Origin of the sequence: Albimonas donghaensis, assembly GCF_900106695.1 — a bacterium.
Taxonomy (GTDB): Bacteria; Pseudomonadota; Alphaproteobacteria; order Rhodobacterales; family Rhodobacteraceae; genus Albimonas; species Albimonas donghaensis.
The window spans coordinates 1-24,038 of sequence record NZ_FNMZ01000009.1 but is presented as its reverse complement, the minus strand read 5'-3'; the positions used below and the strand labels follow the sequence as shown (position 1 = coordinate 24,038).

19 protein-coding genes are annotated in these 24,038 nt (G+C 72.7%); 7 read left to right on the top strand and 12 right to left on the bottom strand.

Annotated elements, in window-relative coordinates:
* Nucleotides 1–74: 74 nt before the first annotated feature.
* Both BLV24_RS17890 and trmB read left to right on the top strand, forming a co-directional pair.
* Nucleotides 75–617 carry a GFA family protein gene (locus BLV24_RS17890; protein WP_218133466.1) on the top strand — a complete coding sequence of 181 codons (543 nt, stop codon included), beginning with the start codon at nucleotides 75–77 and terminating at the stop codon, nucleotides 615–617.
* Nucleotides 618–850: 233 nt separating this feature from the next.
* Nucleotides 851–1,573, top strand: coding sequence for a tRNA (guanosine(46)-N7)-methyltransferase TrmB (gene trmB, locus BLV24_RS17885; RefSeq protein ID WP_092684365.1), 723 nt, complete (start codon nucleotides 851–853; stop codon nucleotides 1,571–1,573).
* A gap of 225 nt (nucleotides 1,574–1,798) precedes the next feature.
* On the opposite strand, the gene phbB is transcribed toward trmB, so the two are convergent.
* From phbB to BLV24_RS17870, 3 genes are all read right to left on the bottom strand, one after another.
* Entirely contained in the window at nucleotides 1,799–2,521 is a 723-nt protein-coding gene (gene phbB, locus BLV24_RS17880; RefSeq protein WP_092684363.1) for an acetoacetyl-CoA reductase, read from the bottom strand.
* A gap of 251 nt (nucleotides 2,522–2,772) precedes the next feature.
* Entirely contained in the window at nucleotides 2,773–3,948 is a 1,176-nt protein-coding gene (locus BLV24_RS17875; protein WP_092684361.1) for an acetyl-CoA C-acetyltransferase, read from the bottom strand.
* Between the two features lie 204 nt (nucleotides 3,949–4,152).
* Entirely contained in the window at nucleotides 4,153–5,307 is a 1,155-nt protein-coding gene (locus tag BLV24_RS17870; RefSeq protein ID WP_143040352.1) for an alpha/beta fold hydrolase, read from the bottom strand.
* A 657-nt stretch (nucleotides 5,308–5,964) separates the two neighbouring features.
* Here BLV24_RS17870 and phaR point away from each other — a divergent pair.
* On the top strand, nucleotides 5,965–6,576 hold the full coding sequence (gene phaR, locus BLV24_RS17865) for a polyhydroxyalkanoate synthesis repressor PhaR (RefSeq protein WP_245710648.1): 612 nt from the start codon (nucleotides 5,965–5,967) through the stop codon (nucleotides 6,574–6,576).
* 442 nt (nucleotides 6,577–7,018) lie between these two features.
* Here the strand turns inward: phaR and BLV24_RS17860 are convergent, their stop codons facing one another.
* Nucleotides 7,019–8,050 (bottom strand): EAL domain-containing protein, encoded by a 1,032-nt coding sequence (locus BLV24_RS17860; protein ID WP_092684359.1) that lies wholly within the window; start codon nucleotides 8,048–8,050, stop codon nucleotides 7,019–7,021.
* A 97-nt stretch (nucleotides 8,051–8,147) separates the two neighbouring features.
* Here BLV24_RS17860 and BLV24_RS17855 point away from each other — a divergent pair, with 97 nt between their 5' ends.
* Nucleotides 8,148–8,729 (top strand): DNA-3-methyladenine glycosylase I, encoded by a 582-nt coding sequence (locus tag BLV24_RS17855; RefSeq protein WP_092684357.1) that lies wholly within the window; start codon nucleotides 8,148–8,150, stop codon nucleotides 8,727–8,729.
* Nucleotides 8,730–9,041: 312 nt separating this feature from the next.
* Here BLV24_RS17855 and BLV24_RS17850 read toward each other — a convergent pair whose 3' ends face one another.
* From BLV24_RS17850 to BLV24_RS17825, 6 genes are all read right to left on the bottom strand, one after another.
* Complete coding sequence (locus BLV24_RS17850) at nucleotides 9,042–9,320, bottom strand: HPr family phosphocarrier protein (RefSeq protein ID WP_092684355.1); 279 nt, start codon at nucleotides 9,318–9,320, stop codon at nucleotides 9,042–9,044.
* A complete protein-coding gene (locus BLV24_RS17845) occupies nucleotides 9,317–9,730 on the bottom strand; it encodes a PTS sugar transporter subunit IIA (protein ID WP_092684353.1) in 414 nt (137 codons plus the stop codon). The genes BLV24_RS17850 and BLV24_RS17845 overlap by 4 nt, the downstream gene beginning before the upstream one ends.
* A 311-nt stretch (nucleotides 9,731–10,041) precedes the next feature.
* The gene (locus BLV24_RS17840; protein ID WP_092684351.1) at nucleotides 10,042–11,097 is read right to left on the bottom strand and encodes a RapZ family nucleotide-binding protein; all 1,056 of its coding nucleotides are present in this window, start codon (nucleotides 11,095–11,097) and stop codon (nucleotides 10,042–10,044) included.
* 49 nt (nucleotides 11,098–11,146) lie between these two features.
* Complete coding sequence (locus BLV24_RS17835) at nucleotides 11,147–11,656, bottom strand: HPr kinase/phosphorylase (protein ID WP_092684349.1); 510 nt, start codon at nucleotides 11,654–11,656, stop codon at nucleotides 11,147–11,149.
* Nucleotides 11,653–13,566, bottom strand: a complete 1,914-nt coding sequence (locus BLV24_RS17830; RefSeq protein WP_092684347.1) for a stimulus-sensing domain-containing protein — start codon at nucleotides 13,564–13,566, stop codon at nucleotides 11,653–11,655. Before BLV24_RS17830 ends, BLV24_RS17835 begins: the two co-directional genes overlap by 4 nt.
* 7 nt (nucleotides 13,567–13,573) lie before the next feature.
* Nucleotides 13,574–14,275 carry a response regulator transcription factor gene (locus tag BLV24_RS17825; protein ID WP_092684345.1) on the bottom strand — a complete coding sequence of 234 codons (702 nt, stop codon included), beginning with the start codon at nucleotides 14,273–14,275 and terminating at the stop codon, nucleotides 13,574–13,576.
* Nucleotides 14,276–14,692: 417 nt separating this feature from the next.
* Here BLV24_RS17825 and BLV24_RS17820 point away from each other — a divergent pair, with 417 nt between their 5' ends.
* Both BLV24_RS17820 and BLV24_RS17815 read left to right on the top strand, forming a co-directional pair.
* Entirely contained in the window at nucleotides 14,693–16,294 is a 1,602-nt protein-coding gene (locus BLV24_RS17820; protein WP_092684343.1) for a phosphoenolpyruvate carboxykinase, read from the top strand.
* A 920-nt stretch (nucleotides 16,295–17,214) separates the two neighbouring features.
* A complete protein-coding gene (locus BLV24_RS17815; RefSeq protein ID WP_092684569.1) occupies nucleotides 17,215–18,618 on the top strand; it encodes a DNA polymerase IV in 1,404 nt (467 codons plus the stop codon).
* A 458-nt stretch (nucleotides 18,619–19,076) separates the two neighbouring features.
* Here BLV24_RS17815 and BLV24_RS17810 read toward each other — a convergent pair whose 3' ends face one another.
* The gene (locus BLV24_RS17810; protein WP_245710647.1) at nucleotides 19,077–19,883 is read right to left on the bottom strand and encodes an N-formylglutamate amidohydrolase; all 807 of its coding nucleotides are present in this window, start codon (nucleotides 19,881–19,883) and stop codon (nucleotides 19,077–19,079) included.
* A 237-nt stretch (nucleotides 19,884–20,120) separates the two neighbouring features.
* The gene (gene pyrF / locus BLV24_RS17805; RefSeq protein WP_092684339.1) at nucleotides 20,121–20,855 is read right to left on the bottom strand and encodes an orotidine-5'-phosphate decarboxylase; all 735 of its coding nucleotides are present in this window, start codon (nucleotides 20,853–20,855) and stop codon (nucleotides 20,121–20,123) included.
* Between the two features lie 233 nt (nucleotides 20,856–21,088).
* Here pyrF and clpB point away from each other — a divergent pair, with 233 nt between their 5' ends.
* Nucleotides 21,089–23,695 carry an ATP-dependent chaperone ClpB gene (gene clpB / locus BLV24_RS17800; protein WP_092684337.1) on the top strand — a complete coding sequence of 869 codons (2,607 nt, stop codon included), beginning with the start codon at nucleotides 21,089–21,091 and terminating at the stop codon, nucleotides 23,693–23,695.
* Nucleotides 23,696–24,038 lie beyond the last annotated feature (343 nt).

Sequence of the window (24,038 nt, the reverse complement as noted above, 5' to 3'; positions counted from 1 at the left end):
CCGGCGCGCCGCCCTCCGACCCCGGAGGGCGGCGCGTGCGTTTCGGGATGCGGGCGGGATGAGAGGCCGGGACGATGAGCATGGAACGGAGCGCGGGCGACCCGGCGGGCCGGGCGCCGCCCTGGACCGGCGGCTGCCGCTGCGGCGCGGTGCGGCTGGAGGCGACGGCGGCGCCGGTGATGGCGGTCGCCTGCCACTGCAAGGGCTGCCGGCGGATGACCGGCGGGGCGTATTCGCTGAGCCTGATGCTGCCCGAGGCCGGCTTCCGCCTGACGGCGGGGGAGACGGTGCGGGCGGGGCTCGGCGCCGCGCTGGAGGGGGGGCTGGCGCTGGGGAGCGGGGAGAACCCGGACCTCGCCGCGGCGCTCGACCATCGCGCCTGCCCGGTCTGCAAGAGCTGGATGTTCACCCGCATCGCGATGCTGCCGGACATGGTGAACCTGCGGGCCGCGATGCTGGACCGGGACGCATGGGTGACGCCCTTCGTGGAGACCTGCAGGGCCGAGGCGCAGCCCGGCATCGTCACCGGCGCCCGCCACGCCTTCGACGGCTTTCCCGACGCGGCGGCCTGGCCCGGGCTGATGATCGCCTACGCGCGGGAGGGCGCCCGCCCCTGACGCGCCCGCCCCTGACGCGCCCGCCCCTGACGCGCCGCCCCAGACGCGCCGCCCCAGACGCGCCGCCCCAGTCGCGCCCTTGCCGGCGATCCCCGCGCCGGCTCCGCGCGGGCGCGGGCCGGTCCGAGGTCGTGGTCCGCAGGCGCCCCGGCCCGGGCCCGATCCGCGTCGATCCGCGCCGATCCGCGCGCGCGGCTGGACAGCGACGACCGGGACGCTGTATCGCCCCCGCCATGACCGATATTCCGATCCGAAGCGACGGCGCCCCCTGGCGCAACTTCCATGGCCGACGCCATGGCAAGACCCTGCGCGCCGGCCAGGCGCAGCACCTGGAGACGACGCTGGAGCGGCTGCGCCCGCCCCGCGTGGGATGGGACGAGAACCCGGAGCGGGAGGCCATCGACCTGTCCGCCCTGTTCGGGCGGGAGGCGCCGGTCTGGCTGGAGGTCGGGTTCGGCGGCGGCGAGCACATTCTGGCGACCGCCGAGGCGCAGCCCGACGTGAACCTGCTGGGCTGCGAGCCCTTCGTGAACGGCGTGGCGATGTGCGTGGCGGATCTCGACCGGCGCGGGATCGGCAATGTCCGGGTGCATCCCGGCGACGCCCGCGACCTGATGGAAGTGATGCCCGAGGGCTCGGCGGCGCGGGCCTATCTGCTTTATCCCGATCCCTGGCCGAAGACCCGGCACCACAAGCGGCGCTTCATGAACCCCGAGGGGCTGGACCTGTTCGCGCGGGTGCTGAGCTCGGGCGCGGAGCTGCGGGTGGCGACGGATATCGAGGATTACGTGCGGCACTCGCTGGCGGTCGTGGCGGCGCATCCGGCGTTCGAATGGACCGCCGAGCGGCCGGGCGACTGGCGCGAGCCCTGGGCCGGCTGGCATCGCACCCGCTACGAGGCGAAGGCGATTCGCGAAGGCCGGACGCCGCATTACCTGATCTTCCGCCGGGGCTGAGCGTCGTCCGGGGACGGCGCGCGCGCCCCGCTCCGGCCGGGGCTCCCCACCCGCCCGCCCTCGCCCCGCCCGGAGCGGGGCGCGCGCGCCGGGCTGTTGCGGATGCAAGGCGCCTGCGTTCTGCGCGGCACGGGCACGGGCACGGGCACGGGCCCGGGGCGGAATCGAAAGGGGGGAGGCGGTCGCCCGCCTCCCCCCCCGGTCGATGCGCCATCCCGAAAGGGATCAGGCGAAGAACTGACCGCCATTGGCCGAGATCACCGAGCCGGTGATGAAGCCCGCATCGTCCGAGGACAGGAAGGCCACGCAGCGCGCGATCTCCTCGGGCTCGCCGAGGCGGCCGACGGGGATCTGGGCGATGATCGACTCGCGCACCTTCTCGGGCACGGCCATGACCATGTCGGTGGCGATATAGCCCGGCGCGACCACGTTCACGGTGATCCCGGCGCGCGCGCCCTCCTGGGCCAGCGCCCGGGTGAAGCCGATGTCGCCGGCCTTGGCGGCGGAGTAGTTGGCCTGCGCGAACTGGCCCTTCTGCCCGTTGATCGAGGAGATGGTGACGATGCGCCCGAACTTGCGGTCCCGCATGCCGGTCCACACGTTGTGGGTCATGTTGAAGACGCCGGTCAGGTTGGTGTCGATCACCGCCTTCCAGTGGTCCGGGGTCATCTTGTGGAAGGGCGCGTCGCGGGTGATGCCGGCGTTGTTGATCAGGACGTCGACCGGGCCCTTGTCGGCCTCGACCTGGGCGATGCCGGCCTTGCAGGCGTCGTAATCCGCCACCGACCACTTGTAGACGTCGATGCCATGCTCGGCCTTGAAGGCCGCGGCGGCCTCATCGTTGCCGGCGTAGTTGGCGGCCACCGTGTAGCCCGCGGCCTTCAGCGCGATAGAGATCGAGGCGCCGATCCCGCGGCTGCCGCCGGTCACAAGTGCAACGCGTCCCATGGTGATTCCTCCGGTTTGCTGTCGACCCCGGCGTCATCGCGTCGGTGGTCGGAAATGGTCGGGTAATTTTCTTGCGCTCACCCAAGGTCGTCCGTCTCATATATTTCGCGGCTTCGCAAGGCGCGGAGCGGGGCCGCGTCGCGATCCGGGAAAAAGAGCGGGGAGGCCGAGGGAGAGGGCGGGCCTGGCCCGGCCGGCGCCGCGAGCGGGCGACGCCGGCCGGAAGCGGTCGGGGGCCGGAAGCGGTCGGGTCAGCCGCGCTCGACGCACATGGCGACGCCCATGCCGCCGCCGATGCACAGGGTGGCGAGCCCCTTCTTCGCGTCGCGACGCTGCATCTCGAACAGCAGGGTCATCAGCACGCGGGCGCCGGAGGCCCCGATGGGGTGGCCGATGGCGATGGCGCCGCCGTTGACGTTCACGATGGACGGATCCCAGCCCATGTCCTTGTTCACGGCGCAGGCCTGGGCGGCGAAGGCCTCGTTGGCCTCGATCAGATCGAGGTCCTCGACCTTCCACCCGGCCTTGTCGAGCGCCTTGCGCGAGGCGTGGACCGGGCCCATGCCCATGATCCTGGGGTCGAGACCGGCGGTGGCGTGGGAGACGATGCGGGCCAGCGGCTCGATCCCGCGCTTTTCGGCGGCGGAGGCCTTCATCAGCACCACGGCGGCGGCGCCGTCGTTGATGCCCGAGGCGTTGGCCGCGGTCACGGTGCCGTCCTTCTTGAAGGCCGGGCGCAGCTTCTGCATGGCGTCGATGGTGGCGCCGTGGCGGATGTATTCGTCCTTGTCGACGACCACCTCGCCCTTGCGGGTCTTGAGGGTGACGGGCGTGATCTCGTCGTCGAAACGCCCCTCCTTCTGCGCGGCCTCGGCCTTGTTCTGGCTGGCGACGGCGAAATCGTCCTGGGCGTCGCGGGCGATCTGGAACTTCTCGGCCACGTTCTCGGCGGTCATGCCCATGTGGTAGCCGTTGAAGGCGTCCCAGAGGCCGTCGCGGATCATGGTGTCGATGAACTCCATGTCGCCCATCTTCTTGCCGGCGCGCAGATAGGCGGCGTGGGCGGAGAGGGACATGGATTCCTGGCCGCCGGCCACCACGATGTCGGCGTCGCCGAGCATCACGTTCTGGGCGCCCAGCGCCACGGCGCGCAGGCCCGAGCCGCAGACCTGGTTGATGCCCCAGGCCGAGGCCGATTCCGGCAGGCCGGCGAGGATATGGGCCTGGCGGGCCGGGTTCTGGCCCTGGGCCGCGGTCAGCACCTGGCCGAGGATGGTCTCGGAGACCTCTCCGGCCTCGATCCCGGCGCGGGCGATGGCGGCGGTGATGGCGGCGGCGCCCAGCTCATGCGCCGGGGTGGCGGCGAAGGCGCCGCTGAAGGCGCCCACAGCGGTGCGCGCGCCGCCTGCGATGACAACTTCGGTCATGTCTTTTCCTCCGTATCGCGCCGCGCAGGGTCGCGCGGGCCGGTTCAAGTATGGGCCGGACCCGAAGGCCGGCCGCTGCCGTTCGGCTTGTTGTTGCGTCGCAGCATACAACCGGGCCGCGGCCTGTCGACTGGGATGGCGCCCTTGCGGCGCCTTGTCCGTTCCTTCGCGAGAGGGGGGACGGTTGCGCGCGAGCCTAGCGAGTCATTCGCCCGCGATAAAGCGCGCCAAAGGTCTCCACACCGTCCGCTCGGCCGAGGAGCCGACGATCATCCCCACATGGCCGGTGCGCGGGCGGCGCAGACCGGCGCCGGGGATGGCGCGGGGCAGCGCCTCGGCGCAATCCGGCGGGGCGATGCGGTCGGAGACCGAGCAGAAGGCAAGCGCCGGGGCCTCGATCGCTTCGGGCACCACCGGCTCGCCGTCAAGGATCCATTCGCCCCGCGCGGTCAGGTTGCGCATGTACCAGCCGATGGCCACGTCGCGGGCCGCGGGGGCGGCCATGGTGACGCCGTCATTGAGCCAGTCCTCGGTGGCGGCGAAGATCTCCACGTTGGGGTCGTCGGGGGCCAGCGCGGCGAAGCGGCGGAACTTGCGGAGCGCCAGCGTCGGATCGAGCGCGGCGAAGAGCAGTTGCAGCGCGTCGACGGGCACGGCGCCGAGCGCCTCGCCCAGGCCCGTCAGGCGGGCGGAGATGGTTTCCGGATCCTCCCTGGCGGCCAGCGCGGCGATGGCGCCGCCGAGCCCGCTGAGGTTCCCGAAATCCCAGGGCGCGCCGATCAGCGCCAGCCGGGACACCAGGTCGGGCCGGCGCGCGGCCAGCGCCGCGGCGAAGGCGCCGCCCATGCAATAGCCCAGCGCCGCGGGGGGGCGGCCGGCCAGCTCGGCCGCGGCCTCGGTCGCGGGCAGCACCCGGTCGCGGAAATAGGCGGAGAGGTCGAAGCCCTGCTCCGGCCCCTCCGGCAGCCCCCAGTCGAGCAGCAGCGGCCGGAAGCCCTGGCCCGCCAGCCAGCGCAGCAGCGAGCGGTCGGGATGCAGGTCGAGGATGTAGGCCCGGTTGACCAGCGAGGGCGTGACCATGATCGGGGTCGCGCCGGGCGGCGCCTCGGCGCCGTAGTCCAGCAGCCGGGCGGAGCCCGCGGACCAGACCGTCGGCGGATCGGGCAGGGGGCGGGTCCAGGGATGGGCCTGGTAGCGCTCGATTCCCTCGATCATCTCGCGCAGGCGGCGGGCGGCTTCGGCGGCGACGGCGAAGGGGGCGTCGTCGCCCGTGGCGCGCATGTCGCGGCCCGAGGCGCGGCCCTCGGGCAGGGCGCCCGGGGTCCAGGGAAAGCGCGGGTCGTCGGCGGCGGCGGCCATGGCGATGGCCTGGCCGTAGCTGGAGGAGGCCGCGGCCAGGTGGACCAGCAGCGGCGAGGGCAGGCCGCGCCGGTCGGGCGGGGCGGGGGGGGCGTCGGGGCGCGCGTCGGGGGCGGGGCCGGTTTCGGGGCCCGTGCGGGAAGCGATTTCGGGCGCGGCGGCTTCGGGCGCCTGCTCCGGGGGGGCGTCAGGGACTGGGGAACCCGCCGAGAATCGACGGGAGCGCCGACGGCCCGAGACGCGAGACCTCGGACTGATTGAACTCCCACGCGTCGAGGTAACGGCCGGCGGCCGCCCGCGCCGCATCGCTCGCGGGCGGAAGGTCCGTCCCCGCCGCGCCTGCCTGCGCCTGTGCGCCATGCCTGTCCGACTCCCCTCGCGCCATCGCGCCAGCCTAGCCCCGCGCCGCGCGTCTCACAACGCGGCGACCGCGTTTCGGCCCCTCCGCGGCGCGGCGCAAGGCGGCGCCCGGCGCGGAAAGCGGACCCGCGCGTCAGGCCGCGATCCGCGGCGGCGGCGGATTTCGGGCCCTGGCGCCGTTCGCAATTGCGGAAATCCCGTTTGCGGCGCCGCGCCATCCACGCTACGGTCGGCGATGAAACAGGACTGCGGCGCCGTGGCACGGACATGGCGGCAGGGGATTGGGAGGGCTGCCGGTTGGCCAAGGATATGCCGAAGGGCGACGCGCCGATCACCATCAAGAAATACGCCAATCGTCGGCTCTACAACACGGCCAAGAGCAGCTACGTCACGCTCGAACATCTGGCCCAGATGGTGCGCGACGGTCAGGATTTCGTCGTCTACGACGCCAAGACCGGCGAGGACATCACCCGTTCGGTGCTGACCCAGATCATCTTCGAGGAGGAGGCCAAGGGGCAGAACATGCTGCCCATCAGCTTCCTGCGCCAGTTGATCCGGCTTTACGGGGATTCGCTGCAGGGCGTGGTGCCGGGCTATCTGGAGGCCTCGATGGAGGCGTTCGGGCGCAACCAGGAGCAGCTGCGCGAGCAGGTGACGGCGGCTTTCGGGACCAACCCGGCGCTGGCCAATTTCGAGGCGATGGCCAAGTCCAACATGGATTTCTTCGAGAACGCCATGCGGATGTTCGCGCCCTTCGCGGCGCCGCGGGCCGCGGATGCGCCCGAGGCGCCCGATGCGCCGCCGGCGCCGCCGGTGGCGCGGACGCAGAGCGATCTCGCCTCGCTCAAGGAGCAGCTCGAGGCCATGCAGGCCCGGCTCGACGCCATGGCCAAGACCCAGAACGACTGAGCCCGGCTTCGGCCCCGGCCTCCGCCTCGCGGCGGGAGAGATTTCGCGCGCCGCACCTGACCGGGGGCGGCGCGCTGCGTTTGCGGGGCGGGCGCCGCGCGTCGGCGGGGCCGAGGGCGGCGGCGTCGCGCCCGCGCGGCGTTGCGGCGGGGGCGCGTGCGGCCTGGGGCTTGTCGGAGGGGGCTCGGGACAGGGGGCGGGGCGATCGAGGGTCGAAGCCGGGGGGCGGGGGCGAGCGCGCGGCGTTCTCCACGGCCTCGTCGGCTTTGCGCGAACCCGGGAGAGATTCGCGCGACGCCGGAGAGGGCCGCGCCCTTTTCGGGCGGTGCGGAGATGGAAGGCCGGGGCCGAGGCTTTGGCCACGTCATGGCGCGGAGCCGTTTTGCCGTCCCGGGTAGGGGCGGCGCGGGGGCGTTTCCCGTGATTTTCGCCGGCGCGCGCCTCAGGCCGCCGCGGCGAGGCTGGGCCGGCCGAGCCACCAGCCCTGCGCCGCGTCCACGCCGAGGGCCGCGAGGCGGGCGGCGTCGGCCTGCGTCTCCACGCCCTCGCCCACGGTCATCGCCTCCAGCCGCCGGGCGACGACCATCGCCGCGTCCAGCGCCCGCGCGCAGGCGCCCGGCGCGCAGAGGCGCGCGTCCAGCTTGATGATGTCCGGCGCCACGGCCCGGGCCAGCGTCGCGTCGGCATGGCCCGATCCGAAATCGTCCAGCGCGAAGGCGGGGCCCGCGCGCCCCACCCGGTCGCGAAAGCGCCGGGCCTCGGCCGCGGGCGCCGCCGCGGTCTCCGTCAATTCCACCACCAGGCGGCGGGCGGCGTCGGGATCGTCCTGCGCCGCCTGCTCCAGCCGGCGCATCCAGCGGGCGTCGCCCAGCGTGCAGGCCGAGACGTTGACCGAAATCCGCGCCCCCCGGTCCCGGCCCAGCAGGGCCAGCGCGCCGTCCAGCGCGGCCCGGTCGAGCAGCGGCGCGAGGCCCCGCGCCTCCAGCGCCGCGGCGAATCTGCCGGCGGAGATCATCTCCCCCTCCGGCCCCGGCACGCGGGCCAGCGCCTCGCAAAAGGCCAGGCGGTCGGGGGCGGCGAGGGGGCGGACGGGCTGCAGGGCGAGGCGAAGCCGTCCGCGCAGCAGGGCGGCCAGCGCGCGCGAGGGCGCGTGGTCGGGACTGTCGAGGGCGTCGGGAGAGACGGGAGTGTCGGGGCGGAGCGCGCGGGAGGCGCGGGCGACGATCCTCGTCTTGGCGACGGGAGGTTTTACGGCGGGAGGTTTTACGGCGAGAGGCTTTGCGGCGGGAGGCTTTGCGGCGGCGGGCCTTGCGACGGGGGGCGCTGCGACGGGTGTGGCTGCGAGGGGGGCCATGCCGACGGGCGCCTCGCCCGCGCCGGCGCGGCCAAGCGGCGAGCGCCCGCGCCGCGACTTCGTCGCGTAGCGGCGGTCGCCGCCGCCGTCCCGCCCTGCCGTGCCGCCGTCCTGGACCATCCCGAAGCCTCCTGCATCGGTTGCGCGGAGGCCCTTGGCGGCCCCGCGAAACCATGTTCTCTTTTTGTCCCGATTCGAGTCAAGCGGAGTTCGCGCTATGGTTGAACGTTGTCCCTGGTGCGGGTCCGATCCGCTCTATGTCGCCTATCACGACACGGAATGGGGCGTGCCCGAACGCGACGGCCGCGCCCTGTTCGAAAAGCTGGCGCTGGACGGGTTCCAGGCCGGGCTCGCCTGGATCACCATCCTGCGCAAGCGCGACGGGTTCCGGGCGGCGTTCGAGGGGTTCGAGCCGGCGCGCATCGCCCGCTGGGGCGAGGCGGAGGTGGATCGCGCCGTGCGGGATCCGGGCATCGTGCGCCACCGGGGCAAGATCGAGGCGACCATCGGCAACGCCCGCGCCTGGCTGGAGATCGAGGCCGACCAGGGCTTTTCGCGCTTTCTGTGGGACTATGTGGACGGTCGCCCGCTGCAGGGGAACCTCGCCAGCATGGCCGAGGCGCAGGCGGAGACGCCGCTGTCGCGGGAGATCTCCAAGGCCTTGAAGGCGAAGGGGTTCCGGTTCTGCGGGCCGACCATCACCTATGCGTTCATGCAGGCGGTGGGGATGGTCAACGACCACCTGCTGAGCTGCCCGCGCCATGCGGAGGTGGCGGCGATGGCCGACGCGCCGGGCTGAGGGCGCGCGGCGTTCCGGGGCCTGTCATCGCCGAGGGAGCGCCGCCATGCGCAGGGGGCGGCCAGTCCCGGCCCGAAGGGAACCCGTCCCCGCGGCGACCTGAACCCGGGGCGGCCGCGCGCCCGTCGCCGTCTCGCGCCCGGCGCCGCCTGGCGCCAGGCCGGACCCGCCGCGCGGGCGGGACGTCGCGGCTCTCGGGCCGGTCGTCGCGCGGCGCGCGCGCAACCGGGCGCCCGGGGGATCGGAGAGGCCCGCCCCCTCGGCCGTCCCTCCCGGTCGCGCCGCCCGGTCGTGCCCCCTCGGTCGTCCCGCTCAGTCGTCCTCGCCGAAGCCCCCGGCGACCAGCGCTTCCAGCGCCTCGATCAGGCGCTCGGCGTCCGGGCCCTCGGTCTCGACCTCGATCACCGAGCCCTGGGCCGCGGCCAGCATCATCAGCCCCATGATCGAATCGCCAGAAACCTCGAGCCCGTCGCGCCGCACCGTGGCGCGGGCGTCATGGGCTTCGGTCACCGACACGAAGCGCGCCGAGGCCCGGGCGTGCAGGCCCTTCTTGTTGACGATGGTCAGGGCGCGCATCAGCGTCTGGGTCATGCCTTGGCCCGCCGTCGCGCGGCCAGGATCCCCCCGGCGCTGTCGAGATACTTGCGGCCCGCCGCCAGCGACAGGCTCACCGCTTCCTCCAGCGGCAGGGTCCGGCTTTTGGCGAGCTTGACCAGCAGCGGCAGGTTGGCGCCGTAGATCACCTCGACCATCGGCCGCGACAGCGCCCCCATGGCGAGGTTCGAGGGGCTGCCCCCGAACATGTCGGTGATCAGCACCACGCCCTGGCCGCCGTCGACCTCCTCGGCCGCGGCGGCGACCTCCTCCTGGCGCGCGCGCAGGTCGTCATGGGGGTGGATGGCGATGGCGCGGGCGGCCTGAAGGGGGCCGACCACGTGCTCGGTGGCGGCCAGAAGCTCGGGCGCCAGCGCGCCATGGGCGACGATCACGATGCCGATCATGCCGGGGCCTCCGGTCCAGTCCCGGGCGCGGGGGCGGCCGGTTTCGCCGCGGTCTCGGGGTCTTGCTCGGGCTCCGCGCCCGCGTTCATCCGTGCCATCCGCACTCCTCGTCGCGTATCGCCGCGGCCTGGTCGCCGCGGGCCGCGCCCCTGGCCCGGCGTGCCGCGGGGCCGTTCTTCGCAGGGCCGGGTCGCGCCCGGCCGGTTCCCGCGCCCTCGTTCCCGGGCCGCGGTATCGGTTCTCCCATCCCCGGTCCCGGTTCGGGCGCCCGGCCCCGCGGTTCCGGCCGCGCCGCAGTCACGCCGCGCGGGTCAGTCCCGCCCGGCCAGTTCCCGGTGCCGGACCGTCGCGGTCCAGCCGGCCTGGGCCAGCCGCTCGGCCAGGTCCTCGGCCGCCGCGACCGACCGGTGCCGACCGCCTGAGCAACCCAGGGCCATACAGTAGTAAGCCTTGCCTTCACGTCTATACGCGGGAAGCAACATCAGCGTCAGCCCCGTCACGCCGTCGATGAACGGCGCGTAGAGCGGATCCCCCCGCACATGCGCCGCCACCGGGGCGTCGCGGCCGTCCAGCGGGCGCAGGTCCGGGTTCCAGTGGGGATTCGACAGGAACCGGCAGTCGAGGACGGTGTCCGCCTCCCGCGGGGCGCCGCGCTTGAACGAGAACGACTGGATCGAGATCGCCAGCCCCGCGCCCCGTCCGGCCTCGCCCGCCCCGACCCCGGGCGCGCCGAGCGCCGCCAGCCGGGCCTTGAGGTCATGCGGGGTCAGGTCGGTGGTGTCGATCACCAGGTCGGCGCGTTCGCGCACCGGCCAGAGCAGGCCGCGCTCGCGCCCGATGCCCACCTCCACGCCCGCGTCGCCGGCCAGCGGATGCCGGCGTCGGGTGGCCTTGAAGCGGTCGATCAGGGGCGCGTCGGCGCAGTCGAGGAAAATCACGCGCAGCGCCAGGTCGGGGCGGGCGCGCAGGGCGTCGATGCGTTCCAGCAGCGCCTCGGCGGTGAAGCCGCGGGTGCGCACGTCGACGCCGAGCGCGAGCGGCCGGATTTCCGCGGCCTGGACGCTCTCGTCCGGGGGACCGCCGGCGCCGGCGCCCAGGGCCGGGGTCTGCGCGGCCTCGGGGGCGCCGGCCTGCGTCAGCAGGCGCTCGATGAAGGTCAGGGGCAGGTTGTCGATGGCCTCGTGGCCCATGTCCTCCAGCGCCCGGATGGCCGTGGAATTGCCGGCGCCCGAGAGCCCGGTGACCAGCGTGACCGGCGTGATCGGCGAGGGCTGGGCCTGGGGGGAGGCTGGGGCCGGGGGGGAGGGCGCGGGCGAATCGCAGGGCCCCGCCGTGTCCCCGCGCTCGCCGCCTTTGGCCGCCGTCATGGTCGTCGTCCTCGTTCGCTGTGCAGGCGCCGGTCGCCCCCGGCCCGCGTCAGGGCGCGTGCCGCCGCCCCCCGGCGCGCAGCAGCGCCAGCAGCGCCGCGCCCGCCCCCGGGAGACCGGCGCAGAGAATGCGCGGCAGGCCGGGATCCGGCAAGCCCGCGCCCCGCGGCGGATCGAACCGCATTGCGTCGGGCAGGCGGGCGGGCGAGGGGGCGGAGAGATCCGCGACCAGCGCCAGCTCCGCCGTCGCCAGCGCCGGCAGGCGCAGGATGCCGATGCCGCGCGCCTCGATCAGCCCCGCGATCGCGGCCGGGCAGGCGGCGAGGATCGCGCCCCCCGCCCCCGCCGACAGCGCCGTGCGGTCATCCGCCACCAGCCGCGCGCCCCGCGAAATCATGTCCAGCGCCAGCGCCGATTTCCCCGAGCCCGACGGCCCGAGAATCAGCGCCCCCAGCCAGCGCCCCTCCGGCCCCTGCGCCGCCACGCAGGAGGCGTGCAGGATCGCGGACGGGGCGGACGGGGCGGGCGCGGACCCGTCCGGCGGCCCGTCCCGGCTCATCCGGGCAGTTCGACCACGAAGCGGGCGCCGCGGCGGGCATGGCCCGGCGGGCGGATGTTCTCGGCCCGGATGCGGCCGCCATGGGCCTCCACGATCTGGCGCGAGATCGACAGGCCGAGCCCCGAGTGATTGCCGAAATTCTCCGCCCCCGGCCGTTCGGAGTAGAAGCGCTCGAACACCGAATGGAGGTTGTCGTCGGGGATCCCCGGCCCCTCGTCCTCCACCGTCACCCGAATGCGCGCGTCGCCGCCCCGCGCCGCGGCGATGCGGATTTCGGAATTCTCCGGCGAGAAGCTGAGCGCGTTCTCGATCAGGTTCACGAAGACCTGCGCCAGCCGCCCCTCGATCCCGTGCACATGCAGCGGGCCGCGCACCGCATGGGCGCGGATGCGCACGGAGCTCTTCTCGGCCTTCTCGGCGTTGTATTCGGCCAGCTGCTCCATCAGCAGGGCGAGGTCGAAGGGCTCGCGCTCCTCCCGCACCAGCTCCGCGTCCAGGCGCGAGGCGTTGGAGATGTCGGTGACCAGCCGGTCGAGCCGGACCACGTCATGCTCCATCACCTTGAGCAGCCGCTCTTTCTGTTCGTCGGTGCGGGCGTAGCGCATGGTCTCCACGGCCGAGCGCAGGGAGGACAGGGGGTTCTTGATCTCATGCGCCACGTCGGCGGCGAAGGCTTCGGTCGCCTCGATGCGTTGATAGAGCGTCTCGGTCATGCGCTTGAGCGCGCCGGAGAGGTGCCCGATCTCGTCGCCGCGCGCGGTCATGTCGGGCAGCTCGACGCGGCCGCCGCCGGGCGTGTGCTCGCCCCGCTCGGCGGCCAGCGCGGCCTCCGCCAGCCGCTCGATGGGCCGGCCGATGGCCTTGGCCAGCAGCACCGACAGCACCACCGACACCGCCAGCGCCACCATGAACACCTGCAGGATCGAGATGCGTTCCGACCGCACGATGGCGTCGATGTCGCCGCCCTGGGTGGACAGGACCAGCGCCCCGTAGACTTTCCGGAGCCGCTGGATGGGCACCGAGACCGAGACGATCAGCTCGCCCCGCGCATTGATCCGCTCGCCCCGCGCGGCCTGGCCGCCAAGCGCCGCGTAGACGCCCTGAAGGCGCGCGACGCCGCCGAGGATCTCGGTCGCCAGCGGTTCCTCGCGCCCGCCGATGGCGAGCTCGCGCAGGAAATCGCGGGCGTCCCCGAGCCAGCCCAGCGGCTCGCTCGCGTCGTCGAAGCGGGAGGCGGGCAGGGGCTCGACCTCCACCACCCCGGCGGGGCCTGCGGCGAGGCTCGAATCGCTCATCAGCCGGGCGCCGCGGTCGAAGATCTGGGCGCGGATCTTGGAGGGGTCGACCAGCCGGTCGATGACCAGCTGCGCCTTTTCCGGGTCGATGCCGAGCGCGCCGTCGTCGCGGCCGGCGGATTCGGCCAGCGTGATGGCGATGGTCTCGCCCTGCACTTCCAGCGCCTGGGTGCGCAGTTCGATCAGCTTGCCGCGGAAATCGTTGAGCGCCAGCACGCCGGCGACCAGCAGGCCGAGCCCGATGAGGTTGAAGGACACGATCCGCCGGGTGAGCCGGGACGGGGTGCGCGGCGGCGGACCGGCGGTCTCGCCGCCCTGCGGCCCGCCGTCCCCGTATGCGCCGTATGCGGGGGCGTCACCGTAGTCGTCCCCGTAGCCTTCCCGGTAGCCGTCCCCGTGGACTTCGCGGTCGCCGGCGTCGTGCCGGTCGTCGTCGTAGACGTCGCCGTCGAGCGGATCGGCATAGGGGGCGCCCCGGTCGGAGCGCCCGGCGGGACCGTCTCCGGCCTCCCCCTCGTCTTCGCCTGCGCCCGCCCCCGCGCCGCGGCGGGGGGCGTCGGCCCGCGCCTCCGCGTCCGAGCCGACGCGGGGCCAGTCATCGGCGGGCGGGGGCATGGCGGGCTCAGACCTCCTTGTAGCGGTAGCCGACGCCGTAGAGCGTCTCGATCGAGGCGAAATCGTCGTCGACCTGGCGGAATTTCTTCCGGATCCGCTTGATATGGCTGTCGATGGTGCGGTCGTCCACATAGACCTGATCGTCATAGGCCGCGTCCATCAGCTGGTCGCGGCTCTTCACGAAGCCGGGCCGCTGGGCGAGCGCCTGGAGGATCAGGAACTCGGTCACGGTCAGGGTCACGCCGTCCCCGTCCCAGGTGCAGGAATGGCGCAGCGGGTCCAGCGCCAGCTTGCCCCGGGTCATGGCGCGGTCGGCCTCGGCGCGGTCGGCCTCGACCCCGGTCGCGGCCTCGCGGCGGCGCAGGACGGCGCGCACCCGCTCGATCAGCAGGCGCTGGGAGAACGGCTTGCGCACATAGTCGTCGGCGCCCATGCGCAGGCCCAGCACCTCGTCGATCTCCTCATCCTTGGAGGTGAGGAAGATGACGGGCAGGTCCGACTGCTGCCGCAGGCGGCGCAGCAGCTCCATGCCGTCCATGCGGGGCATCTTGATGTCGAACACCGCCAGGTCCGGCGGCTGCGTGGTCAGCGCCGCCAGCGCGGCGGCGCCGTCGGTGTAGCACCGCACCTCGTAGCCCTCGGCCTCCATCGCCATGGAGACGGAGGTCAGGATGTTGCGGTCGTCGTCGACCAGCGCGATCTGGGTCATGGTCTCTCCAAGTCGTTGCGCGCCGCCCGCCCCCATGCGGTCGACGCGCCTGCCGCGACAGTCCTGCGGCGCGGTCGTCTTCCGGCGGGGTGCGCGCGTTGACGCAGGCGCGTTCGCCGGATCCGCGTTCCACAGGACGGGTTATCGCAGAGATGCGCAACATATCCGGCCTGAAAGCGGCTCGATTGCGGCTGAACTGCGCCATTTCGCCCGCGGGGAACCTTCTGTCACATTCATGCCGATATGTTATAGCCCGATCCGTAAGGGTTGCGGACCGGAATCGCTTTTTCGGCCCGGAGGCGGCGTTCACATCGCGCCGCGCCGGGCGGGCGTGTTACGGTTCCGCCCGCACGACGCTGCGGCCACGACCGCACGGGGGAGCGTCGTTTGAGGAAGCGATCGAAGGAGCGCATAGGTATGCAGCGAGGCGTGTTCAATCCCGAGCGGAGCCTTGAGGCCCAGGGGATCACTGGCCTTAAGGCCGCCCATTACAACCTGGAGGACGCCGGCCTCATGCAGGAGGCGGTGGCGCGGGGCGAGGGCGAGATCGGCCGGGGCGGCGCGTTTCTCGTCTCCACCGGCAAGCACACGGGGCGGTCGCCGCAGGACAAGTTCGTGGTCCGCGAACCCTCCGTCGAGTCCACCATCTGGTGGGAGAACAACAAGCCCATGGACGCCGACGCCTTCGAGCGTCTGCGCGTGGACATGGTCGCGCATCTCGCCGGCCGCGAACTGTTCGTCGAGGACCTGTTCGGCGGCGCCGATCCGGCCTATCGGCTGAACGTCCGGGTCTGCACCGAGCTGGCCTGGCACGGGCTGTTCATCCGGCACCTGCTGCGTCGCCCCGAGCGGGCGGAGCTGGCGACCTTCGATCCCGAGTTCACCGTCCTCAACGTGCCGAGCTTCAAGGCCGATCCCGCCAAGCATGGCTGCCGGTCCGAGACCGTCATCGCCATCAGCTTCGAGCGCAAGATGGTGCTGATCGGCGGCACCTCCTACGCCGGCGAGAACAAGAAGTCGGTGTTCTCGATCCTGAACTACCTGCTGCCCGGCCAGGGCGTGATGCCGATGCATTGCTCGGCCAACCACGCCATCGGGGACCCGTCCGACGCGGCGGTGTTCTTCGGCCTGTCGGGCACCGGCAAGACCACGCTGTCGGCGGACCCCTCGCGCATTCTCATCGGCGACGACGAGCATGGCTGGACCGACCACGGCATCTTCAACTTCGAAGGCGGCTGCTACGCGAAGACCATCTCGCTGAGCGCCGAGGCCGAGCCCGAGATCTACGCGACCACCACCAAGTTCGCGACGGTGATCGAGAACATGGTCTTCGATCCGCTCACCAAGGAGCTGGATTTCGAGGACGACAGCCTCACGCCCAACATGCGCTGCGCCTATCCGCTGGACTACATCTCCAACGCGTCGGAGACGGGCCTGGGCGGCGCGCCGAAAAACGTGGTGATGCTGACCTGCGACGCCTTCGGGGTGCTGCCCCCGATCGCCCGGCTGACGCCGGCGCAGGCCATGTACCACTTCCTGTCGGGCTTCACCTCGAAGGTCGCCGGGACCGAGAAGGGCGTGACCGAGCCGTCGCCGACCTTCTCCACCTGCTTCGGCCAGCCCTTCATGCCGCGGCGTCCGGAAGTCTACGGGGCGCTGCTGCGGGACAAGATCGCCCAGCACGGCGCGACCTGCTGGCTGGTCAACACCGGCTGGACCGGCGGCGCCTACGGGACCGGCAAGCGCATGCCGATCAAGGCCACCCGCGGCCTGCTGACGGCGGCGCTGGACGGGTCGCTGAACGGGGTGGAGTTCCGCAAGGACCCGTTCTTCGGCTTCGAGGTTCCGGTGGCGGTGCATGACGTGGACGCGTCGCTGCTCGACCCGCGCTCGACCTGGGCCGATGGCGCGGCCTATGACGCGCAGGCGGCCAAGCTGGTGGCGATGTTCGCCGACAACTTCGCCCAGTATGAGCCGCATGTAGGCGACGAAGTCCGGGCCGCGGCGCCGGGCGCCTGATCCCGCGGCTTCCGCGGCGAGGGACATGACAGGGGGGCGCGCCGGGTCGACCGGCGCGCCCCCTTCGCGTTCGGGAGCCGCGCGTCGGAGGGGCCGCGGGCCGGCGCCGGGGCACCCGCGCGGCGCTGCGGCGGGGGCGCCGGGGGGCGACCGGCGCGGGTTCCTGCGGCGGGGCGAGGGGGGGGCGCGGGCAGGCCGTCCTCCCGCCCCGGCATGCGCCCCGGTCACGGCGCCGGTCGGGACCTGTTCCCGCCGCGAGATCGGCCGCCCAGGCCGCGGGGGAGCGGCGCGGTGAGCGCGGAGCCGGCGGCGGGCCCGGCTTCCGCGCCGTCCGCCGGCTTCGGCCGCGAGGCGCGTCCGGCGGGCGGGGGCGCGCGTCTCCGCTCCACCCTTCCTCCGACTCGTCGCCCTCCTCGATGGCGAATCGGAGGCCCGCCGGGTGGGTTGCGGCGGGTGCGGGACCGCGCTTCAGCCGCTCAGCCCTAACTTCCGGTTCGTCTTGGGCGCCGTGGCGGTCGGCTCGACCGCCATGCGAGACCCCGACCCGTCGCGGAGGAGCGTCCGGGCGTCCCGTCCTTTCTGCGGCGCGTTCACCCGATCTCAACCCTTTCGAGAGCGAAGCGCGCCGCCGCGCGGTCGCCGGCTTGCGGGCCGCCCTCTCCGTCGCGGCGGCCTCTCCGTCGGGGCGCGGCCGGCGACGCGGAGACCGTGCCGCCGGGCGCCCCCGGTCAGGCGCCGCGCGGGCGCTCCGCTTCCATAGGCGTTTCGGTCGACGCGCGGCTCCCGTCCCCGGCGGCGGGCGGCGGGCCGGGGCCGAGGCGGGCCCGAAACCGCAAGCCCGAATCCAAAGGCGAAACCACGGACGATATTGCGGGCGAAACCATGGGCGCCGGGGCGCGAGGCGCGCTAGATTGCGCGCCATGTCCGCCGAGCCCGTTTCGTCCCGCGATCCCGCCCCAGCCCGCCCGCCGCGCGGCGCCGTTCCGGCGCTGTGCCGGGCCTGTCTGCATCTGTTCGAAACGCCCGCCCCAACCCCGACCCCAACCCCGACCCCGGCCCAAACCCCGACCCCGGCCCCCGCCCCCAACGGCCCGAAGCCGGCCGCGACCCTCCGCCCGCGCTGCCCGGCCTGCCGGGCCCCGGCGGCCATCGCCCATCCGGAGCTTCACGCCCTCTCCGTCGCACATATCGACTGCGACGCCTTCTACGCCTCGGTCGAGAAACGCGACGACCCGGCCCTGCGCGACCACCCGGTGATCATCGGCGGCGGGCGGCGGGGCGTCGTCTCCACCGCCTGCTACCTGGCGCGCACCCGCGGCGTCCGCTCGGCCATGCCGATGTTCAAGGCGCTCAAGCTCTGCCCCGAGGCCGTGGTCCTGCCGCCGCGCATGTCCCATTACGTCGAGGTCTCGCGCGAGATCCGCGCCCGCTTCGACGCGCTCACCCCGCTGGTGGAGCCCTTGTCGCTGGACGAGGCCTTTCTCGACCTGTCGGGGACCGCGCGCCTGCATGGAGTGTCGCCGGCCGCCGCGCTGGCCCGGCTGGCGCGGGAGATCCGGGCGGAGGTGGGGATCTCGGTCTCCGTGGGGCTGTCGCACAACAAGTTCCTGGCCAAGATCGCCTCGGATCTCGACAAGCCGCGGGGCTTCGCGCTGATCGGGCGGGGCGACACCGCGGCGTTCCTGGAGGATCAGCCCGTCCGGCTGATCTGGGGCATCGGCGCCGCCACCGCCGAGAAGCTTCAGGCCGAGGGCCTGCGCACCCTGCGCGACATCCGCCGGGCCGATCCGGACCGCCTGCGCGCCCGCCACGGCGCCTTCGGCGACCGGCTGATCCGGCTGGCGCATGGCGAGGACGCCCGCGCGGTCGCGCCCGACCGGGACCTGAAGACCCTGTCCAACGAAACCACCTTCGACGAGGACGTCTCCGACCCCGATCTGCTCGACGGGCACCTGTGGCGGATGGCGGAGAAGGCGGCGGGGCGGGCCAAGGCGCGGGGGCTGGCGGGGCGGGTGGCGACGCTGAAGCTCAAGCGCGCCGACTTCCGCCTGATCTCGCGCCGGGCGACGCTGGCCGAGCCGGTGCAGCTGGCCGACGCGCTTTACCGCGCCGCGCGCCCGATGCTGGCGCGGGAGATGGGGGCGGCGCCGTTCCGGCTGCTGGGCGTGGGGCTGGCCGGGCTGGCGCCGGATGCGGAGGCCGGGCGGTCGCCGGATCTGCTGGACCCCGACGCGGGGCGGCGCGAAGCGGCGGAGCGGGCCTCCGACGCGATCCGGGCCCGCTTCGGGGACAAGGCGATTCTGAAGGGACGCTCATTGCGATGAGCGGGGGATGTCTGCCCAAGATGGGGGCAGTTGCCGATGAGATGCTCGGAATTTCAGTGCGCAAGTCGAAACTTTTCCCGGTTGGGCAAAAAATTGTGCCTAAACATCAGGATTTTGTAGGGGGGCAAGCGGTTTTCCGCGCGATCCCCGTTGCCTTTGCTGCAGCGCACATATAGTTTCTTCCTTGTGACGTCTGACGTCACCGCCCTTCTGGGCGTTTCCTCCCTAGACTTGGGCCGGGCTTGTCCTGGCCCTTTTTTTTTGAGGGACGCCCCTCGTCCGGGGGCATGCCGCGCTGCGGCGACCGCGCCGTCCGGCCTCCCTGACCGCTTCCCTGACCGACAGCCACGACACCCCCGCGACGCGCGATGCGTCGGCGGTGCTCAAGGCCGCGCCATGGCGGCGAGACCGCGGAACTATTCGGCGGAACTATGCGGCGGAGAGCGCCGGGGGCCGGCTCATTCGGCGGCGAGCGCCGTCGCGTCGGGCCCGAGCGCGGCGAGCCGGGCGATGACCGGGCGCAGCGCGGCGCGCACCGCCTCGAAGGCCGGGCCGGGGGCGACGCGGGCCTCGTCGAGATAAAGCGCGCGGTCGATCTCCACCTGGATGGCATGCACCCCGCGCGCCGGCCGCCCGTATTTCTGGGTGATGTAGCCGCCGGCGAAGGGCGAGTTGCGCGCCACCGCGAAACCCACGTCGGAAAACGCCCGCTCGCACTCCGCCATGATCCAGGGGGCGCAGGACACGCCGAAACGGTCGCCGAGGATGATCTCGGGCCGGCGTCCGCGGATCCGGGGCACGGCGCGCAGCGCGTCCGAGGGCATGGAGTGGCAGTCGATCAGCAGCGCGCGCCCGGTCCGGGCGCGGGCTTCGTCCAGCAGACCCTGAAGGGCGGCGTGATAGGGGCGGTAGCAACGGCGCAGGCGATCCTGCGCGACCTCCTGGGTCAGCTTGCCGTTATATATGGTGACGCCCTCGGCCACGACGCGCGGGATCACGCCCAGCCCGGCGGCGAGGCGCGGGTTCAGCCCCGCGGCGCGGACGCCGGCGATGAGCGCGGGGTCCATCTCCTCGGGGCCGCGGTTCAGGTCGACATAGGCCCGCGGGGCCAGGGCGTGGATCAGCGGCGCGCCCAGGTCGGGCGCCGCATCGAACAGCCGTTCCACGAAGGCGTCCTCGGAGCGGCGCAGGTCATGGGCGTTGAGCCGGGAGGCGCGCAGCAGATCCTCGGGATAGTCGCGCCCGGAATGGGGCGAGGAGAACACGCTCGCGACGCTGTGCCCGCCCGCGCCCGGGGCGGGGCGAAGGATGCGGAAGCGATCGGAATCTGCGAAATCCGATGTGTTCATATCCCCACTATAGCGACTGCGCGCGCGACGGGAACAGGATTGGTGGCGCTCACGGACTTCTTCGATGAAAGAGCCGTGAGCGCGGGGGGCGGGGCGGGGGCGCCGCTGGTCCTCCGCGCGGCCCCCGCTTCATCCTCCCCTGATCGCGCGCGGTCAGGGCAGCTCGGCGTGGATCGCGCGCATCGCGGCGGCCGGGTCGGGGGCGCGCCAGACCGGGCGGCCGACCACGATATGATCGGCGCCGGCGCGGATCGCCTCGCCGGGGGTCGCGGCGCGCTTCTGGTCGTCCATCGCGGCGCCGGCCGGCCGCACGCCCGGCGTCACGATCAGCCGGCCCGCGGCCTCGGGCAGGGCGCGGATCGCGGCGGCTTCATGCGGGGAGGCGATGACCCCGTGCGCCCCGGCGTCGAAGGCGCGGCGCGCGCGCTCGGTCCCGATGGCGCCGATGTCGCCGGCCTCGATCATCGCGGCGTCCAGGTCGCCGCGGTCCAGCGAGGTCAGCACCGTCACCGCCAGGATCTTCAGGTCCGTGCCCGAGGCCCCCTCGACCGCGGCGCGCACCACATGCGGGTCGCCATGCACGGTGAGGAAGTCGAGCTCGAACCCCGCCAGCCGCTTCACCGCCGCCTCCACCGTCGCGCCGATGTCGAAGAGCTTCATGTCCAGGAAGACGCGCTTGCCGTGCTCCTTCAGCTCCATCGCTGCGGCGAGGCCGCCGGTGGTCAGCATGCCGAGCCCGATCTTGTAGAAAACGCCCTCGTCCCCGATGCGCTTCACGAGGTCGAGCGCCGACACCGCGTCGGGCACGTCGAGCGCCACGATCACGCGGCCGCGGGGATCGGCCTGGGTTGCGGTGGCCGTGGTCTGGGCGGTCGCGGCGAGGGGCATGGCGCGGTCTCCGGTTCTGGTGGGGTCGCCTGCGGCGATAGCCCCGCCGCCCCCCGCCGCGCAAGCCAAATGCGCCCTTCCGGGACGGCTGAAAGCCTTGTGAAGGTCCGGGGCGCTACACATATCCTTTACGAGAGGACCGCGCCGCAGGGCGGGCGGTTCCCAGATGCAGGCCGGGCAGGGGCGCGCCATCCGGGCGCCCGACAGACCCAGGCGCTGAAAAGGAGAGCGACATGGACTTCGAGAAGTTCACCGATCGCGCGCGCGGGTTCGTTCAGGCGGCCCAGACCATCGCGATGCGCGAGAGCCACCAGAGGCTCACCCCCGAACACCTGCTCAAGGCGCTGATGGATGACGGCGAGGGTTTCGCCGCCAATCTGATCGCGCGCGCGGGCGGGGACGCGGCCAAGGTCCGCAAGGCGGTCGACCTGGCCGTCGCCAAGCAGCCGAAGGTCGAGGGCGGCCAGTTCCACATGGACCCGGGGTTCGCCCGCGTCGTGGATCAGGCCGGGCAGCTCGCCGCCAGGGCCGGCGACAGCTTCGTGACCGTGGAGCGCGTGCTGGTCGCGCTCGCCACCGAAAAATCCGACGCCGCCAAGGCGCTCGCCGAAGGCGGGGCGACCGGGCAGGCGCTGACGAAAGCCATCGAAGACATGCGCAAGGGACGGACCGCCGACAGCGCGTCGGCCGAGGACAATTTCGAGGCGCTGGGCAAATACGCCCGCGATCTCACCGAGGCGGCGCGGGAGGGCAAGATCGACCCGGTGATCGGCCGGGACGAGGAGATCCGCCGCTGCATCCAGGTGCTGAGCCGGCGCACCAAGAACAATCCCGTGCTGATCGGGGAGCCCGGCGTCGGCAAGACCGCCATCGCCGAGGGGCTCGCCATGCGCATCGTCAACGGCGACGTGCCCGAGAGCCTGAAGGACAAGCGCCTGCTGAGCCTCGACATGGGCAGCCTGATCGCCGGCGCGAAATATCGCGGCGAGTTCGAGGAGCGGCTGAAGGCCGTGCTGAACGAGGTCACGTCCGCCGACGGCGAGGTGGTGCTGTTCATCGACGAGATGCACACCCTGGTCGGCGCCGGGAAGGGCGACGGGGCCATGGACGCGTCCAACCTGCTCAAGCCCGCGCTTGCGCGGGGGGAGCTGCATTGCGTCGGCGCCACCACGCTGAACGAATACCGCAAGCATGTGGAGAAGGACGCGGCGCTGGCCCGTCGCTTCCAGCCGGTTTTCGTGACCGAGCCGACGGTGGAGGACGCGATCTCGATCCTGCGCGGGATCAAGGAGAAGTATGAGGTGCACCACGGGGTGCGCATCTCCGACGCCGCCCTGGTGTCGGCGGCGCTGCTGTCCAACCGCTACATCTCCGACCGTTTCCTGCCGGACAAGGCCATCGACCTGATGGACGAGGCCGCGAGCCGGCTGCGCATGGAAGTCGATTCGAAGCCGGAGGAGCTCGACACGCTCGACCGCGAGATCCTGCAGAAGCAGATCGAGGCCGAGGCCCTCAAGAAGGAGAGCGACGCCGCCTCCCGCGATCGGCTGGAGAAGCTGACCGGCGATCTCGCGCAGTTGCAGGAGGAAGCCGACGCGATGACCGCCCGCTGGCAGGCGGAGCGGGACAAGCTCGCGGGTTCCCGCGACCTGAAGGAGCGGCTGGACCGCGCCCGCGCTGAACTGGACGCGGCCAAGCGGGTCGGGGACCTGGCGAAGGCCGGGGAGCTTGCCTACGGCGTCATCCCCGGACTGGAGAAGAGCCTGGCCGAGGCCGAAAGCGCCGAGAACGAGGACGTCATGGTCGAGGAGGCGGTGCTGCCCGAACATGTGGCGGCCGTCGTCTCCCGCTGGACCGGCGTGCCGGTGGACAAGATGCTGGAGGGGGAGCGCGACAAGCTCCTGACCATGGAGCAGGTGATCGGCGAGCGCGTGGTGGGCCAGGACGAGGCCGTGCATGCGGTGGCCGCCGCCGTGCGGCGGGCGCGGGCGGGGCTGTCCGACCCCAACCGGCCCATCGGCTCCTTCCTGTTCCTCGGCCCGACCGGGGTGGGCAAGACCGAGCTGACCAAGGCGCTCGCCGAATTCCTCTTCGACGACGACCAGGCGATGGTGCGCATCGACATGTCCGAGTTCATGGAGAAGCACTCCGTCTCCCGCCTGATCGGCGCGCCTCCGGGCTATGTCGGATATGACGAGGGCGGCTCGCTGACCGAGGCGGTGCGCCGGCGTCCCTATCAGGTGGTCCTGTTCGACGAGGTCGAGAAGGCGCATCCGGACGTGTTCAACGTGCTGCTCCAGCTTCTGGACGAAGGGCGACTGACCGACGGCCAGGGGCGCACGGTGGATTTCCGGAACACGCTGGTGATCCTGACCTCCAATCTCGGGGCGGAATATCTGACGTCTCTGCCCGACGGGGCGGGGGTGGACGACGCGCGCGAGCCGGTGATGGCCGCGGTGCGGTCCCACTTCCGGCCCGAGTTCCTGAACCGGCTCGACGAGATCGTGCTGTTCGAGCGGCTGGGCCGGGCCCACATGGCGGGGATCGTGTCGATCCAGCTCCAGGGGCTGGAGGCGCGGCTGGCGGATCGCAAGATCTCGCTGGAGCTGAGCCCCCAGGCGAAGGCGTGGCTGGCCGAACGCGGCTACGATCCGGTCTATGGCGCGCGCCCGCTGAAGCGGGTGATTCAGAAGGCGCTGCAGGATCCGCTGGCCGAACGGCTGCTTTCGGGCGGGATTCGCGACGGCGAGTCGGTTTCGGTGGGCGCAGGACCCGATGGATTGCTCATCGGGGACCTCGCCAGGGGCGCTTCGCAGGAGGCGGCGGCGACCGTCCACTGACCCTGCGGAAGTAATTTATCCAATGAAAACAACACCTGCGCCCCCCTCTGTCGGGGGCGCAGGCATGTCGGGAAGAAAAAACGAAGGTCGTGACGCTTTTCTGACGGAGGGCTGTTGACGCCCCCCGGCGAATCCCCTAGATACCTGCTCACCGGACGAGGGGAGCAACGCTCCACCGGCCGGGACAGCGGCAGCCGCTAGGGTCCAGATCGCCCCAAGGAAAGGGACGATGTGGATCGGTTGTCGCCGCTCTTTGACAGTTTTGGATGGGAAGGGACGTGCGGGCGGTTCGAGCCTAATGGGTTTGACCGGCGTTTTAGGACGCTACTGCACGTCACTCGGT